The sequence below is a fragment of the Bradyrhizobium sp. genome (assembly GCF_035935975.1).
GTDB lineage: Bacteria > Pseudomonadota > Alphaproteobacteria > Rhizobiales > Xanthobacteraceae > Bradyrhizobium.
Genome location: NZ_DASYWN010000018.1, coordinates 1 through 14326 on the forward strand (window position 1 = coordinate 1; position 14326 = coordinate 14326).

Consider the following 14326-nt stretch of genomic DNA (forward strand, 5'->3'; position numbering starts at 1 on the left):
GGATGGACGGGCTATTACGGCAAGCCGGGCCCCATCGTCATGCTTCAGGGCTGGCTCGAGTTCCAAGCCATGAAGCGCGGCGCCAATCTGTTGATGCGCCAGTCGCAGATGGGCCAAACCGATGTGTGAATCGGATAGCCCCTTGCGGGAGAGGGTGGCTCGACGCGAAGCGACGAGGCGGGTGAGGGGTCTCTCTCCGAGCACTCGATAGAAATCGCTTCGCGGAGAGATACCCCTCATCCGGCGCTTCGCGCCACCTTCTCCCGCAAGGGGAGAAGGGGCTACGTCACTCGTGGCTACAATCGGCTCACTTCATCGCGCACTTGTCGTGGAAACGATCCTGGTCGTTCTCCACGATGGTCGCGACGGTCTTCAGCGAGAGCTGGCCTTCGGCGTCCTTCACCACGTCCTGCAGATAGAAGCTCTGCACCGGGATGTGGTTCTTGCCGTATTTGAACGCGCCGCGCAGCGATTTGAAGTTGGCCTTCTCCATCTCGGCCTTCATCGCGTCCTTCTTGCTGGTGTCGCCCTTCACCGCGACGACCGCGCTGTTGATGAGCTGGGCCGCGTCATAGGCCTGTGCGCCGTAATAGGTCGGGCGAAGACCCGTGTACTTCTTGCGGTAGTCGGCGACGAAGCGCTTGTTCTGCTCGTTGGGGAGGTCGTTGACCCATTCCTGCGCGCCGGGAACGCCGAGCGCGTTCTCCTTCTGCAGCGGCAGCGACAGCTCGTCGACCGTGAACGCCGTGTAGAGCGGCATCGTGCTCTTCAGGCCCGCCTGCGCGTATTGATTGAGGAACTGCACGCCGGCAGCACCCGGATAGAACACGAAGATCGACTCCGCACCCGAGGCGCGCGCCTTGGAGAGCTCAGCGGAGAAGTCGAGCTGGCTCGGCCACACCGTGTATTCCTCGCCCTTGACCTCGCCCTTGAAGGTGCTCTTCACGCCGGCCAGCATGTCCTTGCCGGCCGCGTAGTTCGGCCCGATCAGGAACACGCTCTTGACGCCCTTTTGGTTCATGTAGAGACCCATGGCGGCGGGCGTCTGGTCGTTCTGCCAGGAGGTCGAGAACACGTAAGGCGAGCACAGCTCGCCGGCGAGCTGCGACGGGCCGGCATTGGCGGAGATCAGGAAGGTCTGCGAATCCACCGCGGTCTTGAGTGAGGCGAGCAGCACGTTCGACCAGATGTAGCCGACGATGAAATCGACCTTGTCGGACTGCACCAGCTTCTCGGTCTTCTGCTTGCCGACGTCGGGCTTCTGGCCGTCGTCCTCGTAGATCACCTCGACCGGCTTGCCGTCCATCTTGCGGCCCATGTGGTCGAGTGCGAGCTCGAACGAGTTGCGCATGTCGTTGCCGATCACGGCGGTCGGGCCGCTGAAGGTCGAGACGAAACCGATCTTGATGGTGTCGCCGGCGAATGCCGGGCTCGCCAGCACCAGCGCCGCCGCGCCCGCCAGCCAGAATGCCGTCCTCATAACCACTCCCCTCCTTATTATTGATCCCGGAAGCGGGGTGATCGCCGCCCCGGGTCGGTCTCTATTGAACGCAAAATCTGTCGCGCCGCCAATGGCTCAGCGCCCGCCCCTGCACCATATTTCGCCCCAATCGGGGATGGCAAGAAATATAATTCTACTCACTTCGACCGAGGCCGGCCTGGGGCCGGTCCGGGGGCTGCGGCGCATCTTCGCGGCCGATCGATACATCCCACCTATGCGACGATTGATGACGGCTATTGGACCACGGCGCCCAATCCGCACTTAAATAAAGGAAGTGAGCAGCGAGATTCGAGGGCGCATCATGGCCGCAAATCCCCACCGCGTCGTCATCGTCGGAGCCGGCTTCGGCGGGCTGGAGACGACTTATCGACTTGCGGGCACGCCGGTCGAGATCACGCTGATCGACCGCCGCAACCATCACCTGTTCCAGCCGCTGCTCTACCAGGTCGCGACCGCATCGCTCGCGACCAGCGAGATCGCCTGGCCGATCCGGCATCTGATGCGCGACCGGCGCGAGGTGACGACGCTGTTCGCGACCGTCAACGGTGTCGATGCCGACAGGCGCTGCGTGCTGATCGACGACGGCAGCGAGGTGCCCTACGACACGCTGGTGCTCGCCACCGGGGCGCGGCACGCCTATTTCGGCCATGACGAATGGGAGGCCTGGGCGCCGGGCCTGAAGACGCTGGAGGATGCCACCACGCTGCGCCGGCACATCCTGGTGGCATTCGAGCGTGCCGAGCGCGAGACCGATCCGGCGAAGCGCGCGGCGCGGCTGACCTTCGTCATCGTCGGCGCCGGCCCCACGGGCGTGGAGCTCGCCGGCACCATCGCCGAGATGGCGCATCACACGCTGCCCGCCGACTTCCGCAACATCGACACCCACAAGGCACGCGTGGTGCTGATCGAAGCCGGTCCGCGCGTGCTGGCGGGCTTCCCCGACGATCTCTCCGCCTATGCGCAGGCGTCACTGGAAAAGATCGGCGTCGAGGTCGTGCTGGGGCAGCCCGTCACCGAGATCAACCGCGAAGGCGTCGTGTTCGGCGGCAAGCTGCTCGAGGCCAAGACGCGGATCTGGGCCGCCGGCGTCCGCGCTTCGCCGGCCGCCGAATGGCTCGGCGCGCCGGCCGATCGCGCCGGCCGCGTCCAGGTCGAGGACGACCTCACCATTCCCGGCCATCCCGAGATCTTTGCGATCGGCGACACCGTCAACATCAACGCCTGGGAGGGCAAGCCCGTGCCCGGCATCGCCCCGGCGGCGAAGCAGCAGGGCCGCCATGTCGCCGAGACCATCAAGGCGCGGCTGCGCGGCGAAAACAAGGGAGCGTTCCGCTACAAGCACTCCGGCAGCCTCGCGCAGATCGGCAAGCGGCTCGCCGTGATCGATTTCGGCAAGGTCAAGCTGCGCGGCACCATCGCGTGGTGGATCTGGGGCATCGCCCACATCTACTTCCTGATCGGCCTGCGCCACCGCCTCAGCGTCGCCCTGAGCTGGCTGTGGATCTACGCGCGTGATCAGCGCGCCGCGCGGCTGATCACGCAGGGAAGCAGCAAGGTGGTGTAACGATGCTCTCGTGTCCCGGACGCGGCGCGGCATGAAATAACGCGACGCAGAGCCGGGACCCAGAAGTTGTGGGCCCCGGCTCTGCAGTGCAGCGCTACGCGCCGCACTGCGTCCGGGCACGACACCTTATTTCACCAACTCACACCCGCCTTCGGCCATCGGCCTGAACGCCTGCTCCGCCGGAATCGTCGAAACCAGCCTGTAATAATCGTACGGATATTTCGACTCCTCCGGCTTCTTCACCTCGAACAGGTACATCGGATGCACCACGCGGCCGTCCTGGCGGATGGCGGTGTCGCCGAACAGCTTGTCCTTGCCTTTGAACTTCTTCATCTCGGGCACGGCGTCCTTGGCGTTGTCGCTGCCGGTCGCCGCGACCGCGTTGAGATAGGCGAGCGTGGAGGCATAGACGCCGGCCTGGTTGCCGCTCGGCATCTTGCCGTTCATGCCCGGCCGCGCAGCAAAACGCTTGGCGAAGGCGCGAGTGTCGTCGTTCATGTCCCAGTAGAACGCTTCCATGAGCTGGAGGCCTTGCGCGACCTTGATGCCCATGCCGTGGATGTCGTTGATGAAGAGCAGGAACGCGACGAGCTTCTGTCCGCCCTGCTGGATGCCGAACTCGGCGGCCTGCTTCACCGCGTTGATGGTGTCGCCGCCGGCGTTGGCAAGGCCGATCACCTGCGCCTTCGAGCTCTGCGCCTGCAACAGGAACGAGGCGAAGTCGGAGGTGCCGAGCGGATGCTTCGAGGAGCCAAGCACCTTGCCGCCGTGGCCCTCGATATATTTCTGCGCTTCAGCCTCGATACCCTTGCCCAGCGCGTAGTCGACCGTCAGAAAATACCAGTCCTTGCCGCCGCGCGACATCATGGCAGCAGCGGTGGTGTTGCCGGTCGCCCAGGCGTCGTTGACCCATTGGATCGTGTTCGGCGAGCAGGCCTTGCCGGTGAGATCCGAGCTTGCCGTTGACGACGCCAGGAAGGTCATGCGGCTGTCGCGCAAGAGCGCATTGATGGAGAGGCCGACGGCCGAGTTCGGCACGTCGACGATGGCATCGACGCCTTCGACATCGAGCCATTTGCGCGCGATGGCGTTGCCGACATCCGCCTTGTTCTGGTGGTCGGCATAGACGATCTCGACCTTGATGCCCTTGCCGCCGCCGTTGAAATCCTCCGCCGCCATGCGCGCGGCCTCGACCGAGCCCATGCCGTTGGTGTCCTGGAAGATGCCCGAGATGTCGTTGAGCACGCCGACGCGCACGACATTGTCGGAAATCTCGGCGCTAGCCACGCCGCTCACGAGGCTTGCGGCGAGCGCAAGCGTCCACTTCAACTGTTTCATTTGGTCCCTCCCTGTCGTTTGCCGGTCGTTGCCGGAACATCCCAAAAATCAGATCTGCCGCTGCGGCAGTCTCAGCACGAGTCCATCGAGCGAGGGCGTGATCGCGATCTGGCAGGACAGCCGGCTGTTCGGCAGCCGCTCGGCCGCGGTGCCGTCGAGCAGCGCGTCCTCGTCGTCGGCAATCGCAGGCAGCCGCGCGAGCCAGGCTTCGTCGACATAGACGTGGCAGGTCGCGCACATCGCGTTGCCGCCGCATTCGGCCAGAATGCCGTCGAGGCCGTGACGGGTCGCGGCCTGCATGGCGCTTTCGCCGTCGCCGGTCTCGACGCGGTCGGACTTTCCGTCCGGATGAATGAAGGTGATGGCGGGCATGAAACTCCTCGTCAGGCCGGGGTGATGGTGACAGGCAGGCTGTCGAGCCCGCGCAGCGTGTTGTTGAAGCGGCGCTTTGGATCGCCCGTGATCTCGATCTTCGCGATGCGGCGCGCCAGCGCTGTCAGCATCACCTCGCCCTCGAGGCGGGCGACGAGCTGGCCGACGCACATGTGGATGCCGGAGCCGAAGCCGACGTGGCCGGATGTGCGGCGGGTGATGTCGTAGCTGTCCGGCTTGTCCCAGCGGCGCGGGTCGCGGTTGGCCGCAGCGAGGAACATCAGCACCTTCTCGCCCTCGCCGATCCGCGCGCCCGACAGCTCGACCTCGCGCGTGGTGGTGCGGAAGAAGGTCTGCACCGGGCTCTCGAAGCGCACCGCCTCCTCGAACGCGTTGCGCGCGAGCGAAAGATCATCGCGCAGGCGCTGCCATTGATCGGGGAAACGCGCGAGACAATAGACCGCCGCGCCGATGCCGTTGACGGTGGTATCAAGACCGGCGGAGAGCAGCGAACGTACCAGCAACGGCGCCTCGGTCGCCGTGATCGCGCCCTCGTCGACCTGCGCATGAATGCAGGCGCCGAAGCCGCCGGGCGCGAGATTGTCGCGCTGGCACTGCTCGGCGACATAGGCCTGGTGCGGCGTCGATCGCGCGATCGCCTGCTGGCGCAGCTCATTGGGCGGGCCGAAGGCGTTGAACACGACGCTCGCATAGGGAATCAGATGCTCGCGCCCCTCAGGCTTCAGCCCGAGCGCATCGGGAAAGATCGACAGCGGATAGGCTTCCGCGAGATCCGTGATCGCATCGAAGCTGCGCTTGTCCAGCAGCGCATCGACCCGCTCCTCGGCCGCTGCGGCAAAACGGTCGCGCACCTGCTTCATCACGGTCGGCGACAGCACCTTCGACAGCACGGCGCGGGTGCGGGTGTGCGCGGGCGGATCGGCCTCCAGAATGAGGCTCGGCGGCCGCCACGGCGTCTCCTTCTTGAAGTCGGACAGGCCGACGCCGCGGCTGGAGCAGAAGGTGGCCGGATCGTTCAGCACGGCATGGACCTCGGCATAGCGCGCCACGCCGTAGACGTTCCACTTGTCGAGATAAACCACCGGCCCCGTCTCCCGCAGCAACTCGTGCGTGGGATACGGGTCGGCGAAAAATTTCATGTCGAAGGGATCGACGTCGAGATGCGGGATGGCCGACGAACCATTCGCAGGGGAGCCGATGGCGCTCATTGAAGTCCTCCCTCACTTTGATCTTGTGAAACGCGGCCGCATGCCCTTAGGTCTGCGGGCACCTTGCGAGTCAAAATCCCGACATGCCGACGCCTTCGCCCCGATCCCGCCAGAGACCCGCGTCCGTCGAAGCCGGACCGACGCTCGATCTCGATCGTTACGTCCCGGCCTTCATCACCTTCATCGCCAACAAGCTCTCGAACAGCGCGACCGCGTTCTACCAGCGGCAGTTCGGCGTCAACGTCACGGAATGGCGGATCATGTCGCTGCTGGCGATCGAGCCCGGCATCCCGGCCTCGCGCATCTGCCAGGTGATCGGATTCGACAAGGGCCCGGTGAGCCGGACGCTGGCGGGCCTCGAGAAGCGTGGGCTGGTGTCGATCCGCACCGATCCGAATGACGGCCGCACACATTCGATCTCGCTGACGGCGAAAGGCCGCGCCACCCATGACAAGGTGATCGTCGCGGCGTTCGAACGCGAGCGCCGCCTGTTGTCGTGCCTGAGTAAGGACGAACGGGAAGTGCTGATCGACCTGCTGCGCCGATTGCACGAGAATCTCAGCGCGGTGACCGGCAGCACCGAGACCTGACAGGCCCCGCGCCACGCGCCGTCCCCCATCACCTCCAGGCATGCGCCGGCATCTGCCGACGGCACCTCTCCTGCCGAGCATCGTTTCCTCCGATTAGGGACGCAGCGGTTGCTCCGCCGTCGTCCTTCCTTGGAACGGTTCGCACAAATTAGTTGCTTAGGCAACAAAAGAATCGTGCAGAATATTGCGGCAGAATGGCTGGCTTATTGGGGCGCTCTCGCCTCTCCCGTCATTGCGAGGAGCGAAGCGACGAAGCAATCCAGAGTCTATCCGGGGAGGGACTCTGGATTGCTTCCGCCTTCGCCAAGGCTTCGGCGGACAAGTCGCTGCGCTCGCAATGACGATGTGGAAACAGTCCCGCCGACCGATACTCTCGTGTCCCGGACGCGCTGCAGCGTGAAACGCTGCTGCGCAGAGCCGGGACCCATGCGGCCGCCATCACTTTAAGAAATGGGCCCCGGCCCTGCAGCGCGTCACCATAGCGCGTCGAAGACGCGCGTTAACGCGCTTACGGTGCCGCGCTGCGCGCCGGGGCACGAGAGCGTTCAGGCGACAAGATCGTTATTCAGCCCCTACAGCCCGATCCACTCGCCCGACGCATCATCATTCAACCGCGTCACGGCGTCAGCCCTCCGTGTCAGCACGGCGCGCTGGTTGATGTAGCCCTTGTCCGTGATCTCGCCGCCATCGACCGAGGGCGGCTCGGCGAGCAGCAGCGCGCGGGTGGCGTGGCCGGAGGAGTTGGCGCCGTGCTGCTTCAGCTTCGCGAGCCCCTCCGCGATCGCAGCCCGCACCTTGTCATGCACCAGCACATCATTCACGCCTGTTGTTTCGGGCAGACCGGCATGGGCGCGACAGGCGGCGATGTTCGGGAACACCAGGAAGCGCACCTCGTCGCCGCCATGGCCGGCGACGACGATGTCCTGCGCGAGCGGCGCCAGCGCGGCGATGCCGGCGACGCGCAGCGTGCCGACGCTGACCCAGGTGCCGGAATTGAGCTTGAAGTCCTCGGCGACACGGCCGTCGAAGAACAGGCCGCGTTCGGGCCGCTCCGCATCGGCGAGTTTCACGGCATCGCCGATCAGATAGAAGCCCTCCTCGTCAAAGGCCTGCTGCGTCAGTTCGGGCGCCTTCCAATAGCCCGGCGTGACGTTGGGGCCGCGCACGCGCACCTCCAGCTTGTCGCCGGAGGTGACGAGCTTCAGCTCGGTGCCGGGAATGGGCACGCCGATATTGCCGGAACGTTCCGCCAGGAAATGGCAGTCGGTGGCGAGCGGCGACGTTTCCGTCGAGCCCCAGGCTGAGACCATCGGCAGCGCACGGCCAACAGTCTCGATCGAAAGCTGTTCGAGCGCATCCCAGAGATTCTGCGGCAGCGCGGCGCCGGCATAGAAGGCGAACTTCACCTCGCTGAAGAAGCGTCGGCGCAATTTCTCGTCGCCACGCAGCGACGCGATCAGCATGTCGAAGCCGCGCGGCACGTTGAAATAGACCGTCGGCATCACGCTTTTCAGATTGGCGAGCGACGTCGCAAACAGGCCGGGCGCGGGCTTGCCGCCGTCGATATAAAGCGAGCCGCCGTTGCGCAGCGCGAGATTGAAATTGTGGTTGGCGCCGAACGTGTGGCTCCAGGGCAGCCAGTCGAGAATGACGAGTTCGCTGCCGGCCTGTTCGAGGAAAGTCCAGGTCTGCGCCTTGGCCTGCTGGCTGGAGGTCAGCATCCGCTGGGTATTGATCACCGCCTTGGGCGTGCCGGTCGAGCCCGACGTGAACAGGAATTTTGCGATCGTGTCAGGTGTCACCGCGGCGAAGGCTTTTGCGACGTCGAGAGTTTCAGGCGTTGCCGCGATGGTGCGGAACGCAAGCGCATCGGCATCGCCGGCTTTGCCGCTGATGATCTGCGCGCGATGCAGCGGCTTGATCGCGGCCAACGCCGCGGCAAACGGCTTTGTCGCGGACACATAGATCGCGCCGGGCTCAAGCAGCGCGATCATGCTTTTCAGCTTGTCGAAATCCTTCGACATCAGCGAGTAAGCCGGCGAGATCGCGGCCGAGGGCACGCCGACATGCTGGGCGGCCAGCGCAAGCAGCGCGTGATCGATGCTGTTGTCGGAGAGAATGACGACGGGGCGCTCCGCGCTGAGCCCCTGCGCCAGGATCCACGACGCTGCCGCACGGACCCGCCGCAGGGCACCCGCGTAGGTCATGGTGGCCCAGGGCACATCGGCGCCATCACGTTCGGCGAGGAAGATCGCGTCGGGCGTTTGCCGCGCAAAATGCTCCAGCCAGTCGCCGATGCAGCGCGCGCTGTCGCGCAGGGGCTCGGGCGAGCGCAGCACGATGCTGCCATCAGTGCGGTGCTCGGCGACCGTCCTTGGCGTTGCGAACAGGCTCGAAGCCTCGCCGCGTGCGGCTGAAATCATGGTTTCCTCCTCGCCCATAACAGGGATCGGCCCGCAGCCTCGTTCCGGGCCGCTTTGGTCATAATGTTGGGCAGGACAATTGTTGTCGTCAACAACAATCTTCCACACCGGTGGTCGAAGCGCTAAGCTGCGCCCCGCAGGAGACACGATGTGACAGCCACCGCACCCCAGACCTCTCCCCGCAAACGCGCCGGCAACGGCATCGCGCGGCGGATCGACGCGGACGAGATCGGCCTCGACGCCCTGGTCGGCCACGCCGGCTACGCGGTGCGGCGCTTCCAGATCTGGATCTTCCAGGACTTCATCAAGACGCTCGGCGATGTCGACATCCGGCCGACGCAATATTCGGTGCTGACCGTGATCGGCGCCAATCCGGGCCTGTCGCAGATGGCGGTGGCCAAACGGCTCGGCATCGAGCGCGCCCGGCTGGTGCACCTGCTCGACAGCCTCGAACAGCGCAAACTGGTGAAGCGGGTCAAGTCCAAGACGGACCGACGCTCCCACGCGCTGCACCTCACGGCGCAGGGTGAGACGGCACTGGAAAAATTCAAGCGGCTCGCCGCCGAGCACGAACGGCATGTCGAGGCGAAGATCGGCAAGGAGAACCGGGAGCGGCTGCTCCGGATCCTGGCTGACTTCACCTGATCCGGGGCTGCACATGATTTGGGCAGATGCCCGGAACAGGGCGTTGCCGCCGCAGCCTGCTCGCTAGCCATCGAATCTCTCAAGCCTATGATCTTTCGATAATATCCGGGGCGACTGCGCTGCCCGGATAATGTACACAATGGCACATCGCTTGCTTCAATCCGGGTAAGACCTGTTGCCGGAGTTTTGTCACCATGGGGGCTGAGCAGCCTGAAACGATCGCCGCGATTGTGGCCGCGCATCGCGCGGGCACGATGACGCCTGCGCAGACGATCGCGCGGACCTATCAGCGCATCCGCGACCACAACGATCCCGCCATCTTCATCAGCCTTCGCGACGAGAAGGACGCGATCGCGGAGGCCGAGAAGCTGGCCGCGAAGGACCCCGCGAACCTGCCGCTCTACGGCGTGCCGGTTGCAGTGAAGGACAATATCGACGCGCTCGGTTTTCCGACCACGGCGGCCTGCCCGGCGTTCTCCTTTACACCGACCCATGACTCGACCGCGGTGGAGCGGCTGCGTTCGGCCGGCGCCATCATCATCGGCAAGACCAATCTCGACCAGTTCGCAACCGGCCTCGTCGGTGTGCGCTCACCCTACGGCATCCCCAAGAACTCGATCCGCGAGGACCTCATTCCCGGCGGGTCGAGCTCGGGCTCGGCCGTTGCGGTCGGCGCCGGCCTCGTGCCGCTGACGCTCGGCACCGATACCGCCGGCTCGGGCCGCGTGCCGGCGATGCTCAACAACATCGTCGGATTGAAGCCGAGCCTCGGCATGATCTCGACCGCGGGCCTGGTGCCGGCCTGCCGCACGCTCGATTGCATCTCGGTGTTCGCGCTGACGGTCGACGACGCCGCGCTCGCGCTCTCGGTGATGGCCGGCCCCGACCAGGCCGATCCGTTCTCGCGCGACCGGCCGCTGGGCGCGATCACGCCGTTCCCCACAAACTTGCGCCTCGGCGTGCCGCGCAACGGACAGCTGATCTTCTTCGGCGACAAGAAGGCGGAGGCCGCCTATGCCGACGCACTGAAGCGCTGGACCACGCTCGGCGCAACGCTGGTCGAGTTCGACCTCGAGCCGTTCTACGAGACGGCGCGGCTACTCTATGAAGGTCCCTGGGTCGCCGAGCGCTTTCTCGTGATCAAGAACCTGCTGGCGTCCGCGCCTGATACGATCCATCCCGTGACGCGCGAGATCACTGCGGCCGGCGCGCGGCTCACGGCCGCCGACACCTTCTCCGCGCTCTACCGCCTGCAGGGCCTGCGCAAGATCGCCGAGCGCACGTTTGCGAACATCGACGCGCTGGTGCTGCCGACGGCGCCGACGGCGTATACGACCGCGCAGGTGCTCGCCAATCCGATCGAGCTCAACAGCCGGCTCGGCACCTACACCAATTTCGTCAACCTGCTTGACCTCTGCGGTCTCGCCATCCCGGCCTCGATGCGTGCCGACGGCATTCCGTTCGGCATCACGCTGCTCGCGCCGGCCGGACGTGATGCGATGCTCGCGAGCATCGGCCGAGCGTTCCATGCGGATACGAAGCTGACCGTTGGCGCGAAGGGCGTGCCACAAGCTGCTCTCGCGCCGCTGCCTGCAAACAACGGCGACGAGATCCCCATCGCGGTTGTTGGCGCGCATCTTTCCGGCATGGCGCTGAACGGCGAATTGACGGCGCTGAACGCGAAGCTTGTCGAGGCGACGAAGACTGCGCCGGACTACAAGCTCTATGCGCTCAAGACCGCGCCACCGAAGCCGGGCCTGCTACGCGTCGCGGCCGGTACGGGCGCGTCGATCGAGCTGGAGATCTGGTCGCTGTCGTCGTCGGGGTTCGGCAAGTTCGTCAACGCGATCCCCGCGCCGATGGCGATCGGCACGGTGCGGCTTGCGGATGGGCGGAGTGTGAAGGGGTTTCTCGTCGAGCCGGAGGTGCTGGGCGAGGCGCGGGATATCACCGCGTATGGCGGCTGGCGCGCGTTTATGAAGGACGCCGCGACGGGCTGAATAGTCTCGAGTCCCCGGGCGCAGCGCATCACGCAGTGGTGCGCTGCTGAACCGGGACCCATGGACTGACTTGCAAACGGATAGATGGGTCCCGGCTCTGCGGAGCAGCGCTACGCGCTGCACCGCGTCCGGGACACGGGCACCCTACACCGACACCGCGTAGATCTCATACTCCCCGCGCACCAGCTCGATATGCGCGCGCATTGCGGCGGCAGCGCCCTGCTTGTCGCCGCGCATGATGGCGACGACGACGCGGTCATGCTCGGCCTGCGACTTTGCCAGGCGACCGAGATTGCGGAACTGGGCGCGGCGGAACGGCTGCACGCGGACGCGGGTCGCCAGCGTGATCTCGGCGATGTAGCCGTTCTGCGAGCCCGCATAGATCGCATTGTGGAAGCGTTCGTTGACCTCGTGGAAGCGATCGGGATTGCCGGCGTAGCTGAGCACGCGCAGCTCTTCGTGGATCGCCTCCAGGCCATGACGCTCGGCGGCCGACATGCGCTCGGCGGCGAGACCGGCGCACAGCGCCTCGAGCTCCGCCATCGCCTCGAACATGCTCTTGAGACGCTCGATCGACGGCTGCGCCACCACCGCGCCGCGATGGGGCCGCGCCTCGACCAGACCGCTCGCCACCAATTGGCGCAGCGCCTCGCGCACCGGGGTCCGCGACACGCTGAAGCGGCGCGCGATGTCGGTCTCGTCCAGCGGCGCACCGGGAGCGAGAGTTCCCCGCACGATCTCGTCGGCAAGCTGAAGTCGCAGTTCCTCGGCGCGCGTGACCTTATGCAGGCTGGGCTGCGCCCGGTCGACCCGTGGCACCACCGGCTCGGCCGGCAGTATCCCGGGCGGAAGATCGTCAAGCGTCATACGGTCAGGTCTCTTTCGACTCGTCGATGATGCTGACATGGGCAGCGACGACGCGCCAGCCCTCCGGGAAGCGAATCCAGGTCTGCATCTGCCGGCCGACCTTGCCGGGAGCCGTGTCGCGATAGAACAAGGTGGAGGCCACGGCCGTATCGCGCCCGTAGCTGGAGATCACCGTTTTTGCGGTGCGGCGGTTGAGGCCGACCGGCGAGCGGCCGGCGCGGAAGCCGGAGATCGCCTCATAGCCGTAAAGGTTCTCGCCGATGCCGTAGCGCAGCGTGCGGGCATCATTGCGGAACAGTTCGCCGAGCACGGCGACGTCGTTGCTGACGAGGGCCTGCTCATAGCGCTCGAACGCGGCTTTGACTTCCGCGATCACGTCGGGAAGATCGATCTCCATCTCAAATTCCTCTTGGTGATGGCGCGGATACCACGCCCATCTGTTCCAATGCGTACGCGACGCGCAACGCGATGTCCTCGCGCCAGGGCGCGCAAATGATCTGCACGCCGATCGGCAGCGGCTCGAGCGGCACGGGCACCGCGACCACGGGCAGACCGATGAACGAGATCGGCTGGGTGTGGATGCCGATATTGGCGCGCACCGGCAGCTCGACGCCGTCGAGATTGAAATTCACCTGGCCGAGCTTCGGCGCGGTGCAGGGCGTCGCCGGCGCGAGCAGCACGTCGACGGACTTGAAGATCTGGGCGAGCTGCGCGCGATACCAGCGGCGGAATTTTTGCGCTCGATCAACCAGCGGCGCCGGCACCATTGCGCCGGCGATCAGCCGGTCGCGCACGGCCGGATCGAAATCGTTCGGGCGCTTGCGCAGGCGGTCGAGATGCAGCGAGGCGCCTTCGGTGGTGGTGATGACGTAGGCCGCCGCGCGGGCGCGCGAGGCTTCGGGCACGTCCACCACCTTTGTCGCACCGAGCGCCTTGGCGACGCGGCTCACGGCTTCGACGGCTTCCGGAAACACGTTTTTCTGGAAGTGACCGCCGGCGATCGCAATGCGCAGATCCGAGACCGGATTGGCAAGCAGTGGCAGCGTCGGCTCAAGGCCGCGCGTCGTGCAGGCACCGTCATCGGCATCCGGCCCCTGCATCGCGTCATAGGCAAGCGCGAGATCGGTGACGGAGCGCGCGAACGGGCCGAGATGATCGAGGCTCGCGACGAACGGGAACGAGCGCGCCCGAGACAGCCGGCCATAGGTCGGCTTCAAGCCGAAGATGCCGCAGAACGAGGACGGCACCCGGATCGAGCCATTGGTGTCGGAGCCGAGCGCAATCGGCACCAGCGCGCCGCCGACGGCACTGCCTGAACCACCCGACGAGCCGCCGGTCATCCGGGTGGTGTCATGCGGATTGCGCGAGGGGCCGTCGTGGATGTTCTCGCCCGTAAAATCATAGGCGTACTCGCCCATGTTGAGCGCACCGACCAGCACGGCGCCGGCGGCTTCCATGCGCTCGATCAGCGTGGCGTCGCGCTTGGACGGCGCGAGGTCGCGGTTGATCTTCGAGCCGGCCCGCGTCGGCAGGCCCGCGACGTCGAACAGGTTCTTCACCGCGAAGGGCACGCCGGCGAGCGGGCCGACGTCTTTGCCGGCGGCGATGTCGGCATCGATGGCGCGCGCCTTGGCGCGGGCGCGATCCGCTGTGACATCGGTGAAGGAGTTGAGGATGCCATCGTGCTGCTTGATGCGCGCGAGCGCGGCTTCAGTGGCATCGAGCGCGGACATCTTGCGGCCCGCGACCGCACTCGCGATCTCGGCGGCCGTCATCTCTGGCTTGGTGGTCATGGCA

The 14326-nt window shown here is 65.9% G+C and carries 12 protein-coding genes; 4 read left to right on the forward strand and 8 right to left on the reverse strand.

The window, feature by feature from the left end; genetic code table 11:
• Nucleotides 1-307 precede the first annotated feature (307 nt).
• Nucleotides 308-1480 carry an ABC transporter substrate-binding protein gene (locus VGR99_RS09395; RefSeq protein ID WP_326898064.1) on the reverse strand — a complete coding sequence of 391 codons (1173 nt, stop codon included), beginning with the start codon at nucleotides 1478-1480 and terminating at the stop codon, nucleotides 308-310.
• A gap of 322 nt (nucleotides 1481-1802) precedes the next feature.
• Here VGR99_RS09395 and VGR99_RS09400 point away from each other — a divergent pair, with 322 nt between their 5' ends.
• Nucleotides 1803-3065, forward strand: coding sequence for an NAD(P)/FAD-dependent oxidoreductase (locus VGR99_RS09400; RefSeq protein WP_326898065.1), 1263 nt, complete (start codon nucleotides 1803-1805; stop codon nucleotides 3063-3065).
• 126 nt (nucleotides 3066-3191) lie between these two features.
• Here VGR99_RS09400 and VGR99_RS09405 read toward each other — a convergent pair whose 3' ends face one another.
• The 3 genes from VGR99_RS09405 to VGR99_RS09415 are packed head-to-tail and all read right to left on the reverse strand — an operon-like array spanning nucleotide 3192 to nucleotide 6004.
• Nucleotides 3192-4403, reverse strand: a complete 1212-nt coding sequence (locus tag VGR99_RS09405; RefSeq protein ID WP_326898066.1) for an ABC transporter substrate-binding protein — start codon at nucleotides 4401-4403, stop codon at nucleotides 3192-3194.
• A 48-nt stretch (nucleotides 4404-4451) separates the two neighbouring features.
• Nucleotides 4452-4775 carry a 2Fe-2S iron-sulfur cluster-binding protein gene (locus VGR99_RS09410; RefSeq protein WP_326898067.1) on the reverse strand — a complete coding sequence of 108 codons (324 nt, stop codon included), beginning with the start codon at nucleotides 4773-4775 and terminating at the stop codon, nucleotides 4452-4454.
• 11 nt (nucleotides 4776-4786) lie between these two features.
• On the reverse strand, nucleotides 4787-6004 hold the full coding sequence (locus VGR99_RS09415; protein WP_326898068.1) for a cytochrome P450: 1218 nt from the start codon (nucleotides 6002-6004) through the stop codon (nucleotides 4787-4789).
• A gap of 83 nt (nucleotides 6005-6087) precedes the next feature.
• Here VGR99_RS09415 and VGR99_RS09420 point away from each other — a divergent pair, with 83 nt between their 5' ends.
• The gene (locus tag VGR99_RS09420) at nucleotides 6088-6594 is read left to right on the forward strand and encodes a MarR family transcriptional regulator (protein ID WP_326898069.1); all 507 of its coding nucleotides are present in this window, start codon (nucleotides 6088-6090) and stop codon (nucleotides 6592-6594) included.
• 572 nt (nucleotides 6595-7166) lie between these two features.
• On the opposite strand, the gene VGR99_RS09425 is transcribed toward VGR99_RS09420, so the two are convergent.
• A complete protein-coding gene (locus VGR99_RS09425) occupies nucleotides 7167-9017 on the reverse strand; it encodes a feruloyl-CoA synthase (protein ID WP_326898070.1) in 1851 nt (616 codons plus the stop codon).
• A 150-nt stretch (nucleotides 9018-9167) separates the two neighbouring features.
• Here VGR99_RS09425 and VGR99_RS09430 point away from each other — a divergent pair, with 150 nt between their 5' ends.
• Both VGR99_RS09430 and atzF read left to right on the forward strand, forming a co-directional pair.
• A complete protein-coding gene (locus VGR99_RS09430) occupies nucleotides 9168-9662 on the forward strand; it encodes a MarR family winged helix-turn-helix transcriptional regulator (protein ID WP_326898071.1) in 495 nt (164 codons plus the stop codon).
• Between the two features lie 194 nt (nucleotides 9663-9856).
• Nucleotides 9857-11662, forward strand: a complete 1806-nt coding sequence (gene atzF / locus VGR99_RS09435) for an allophanate hydrolase (RefSeq protein ID WP_326898072.1) — start codon at nucleotides 9857-9859, stop codon at nucleotides 11660-11662.
• Between the two features lie 144 nt (nucleotides 11663-11806).
• Here atzF and VGR99_RS09440 read toward each other — a convergent pair whose 3' ends face one another.
• From VGR99_RS09440 to VGR99_RS09450, 3 genes are read right to left on the reverse strand one after another with little or no spacing between them, the layout of a single operon-like run.
• Nucleotides 11807-12529: a GntR family transcriptional regulator gene (locus tag VGR99_RS09440; RefSeq protein WP_326898073.1), complete on the reverse strand. Its 723-nt coding sequence runs from the start codon at nucleotides 12527-12529 to the stop codon at nucleotides 11807-11809.
• Nucleotides 12530-12533: 4 nt separating this feature from the next.
• A complete protein-coding gene (gene hpxZ / locus VGR99_RS09445; protein ID WP_326898074.1) occupies nucleotides 12534-12926 on the reverse strand; it encodes an oxalurate catabolism protein HpxZ in 393 nt (130 codons plus the stop codon).
• A 1-nt stretch (nucleotide 12927) separates the two neighbouring features.
• Nucleotides 12928-14322, reverse strand: coding sequence for an AtzE family amidohydrolase (locus tag VGR99_RS09450; protein WP_326898075.1), 1395 nt, complete (start codon nucleotides 14320-14322; stop codon nucleotides 12928-12930).
• Nucleotides 14323-14326 lie beyond the last annotated feature (4 nt).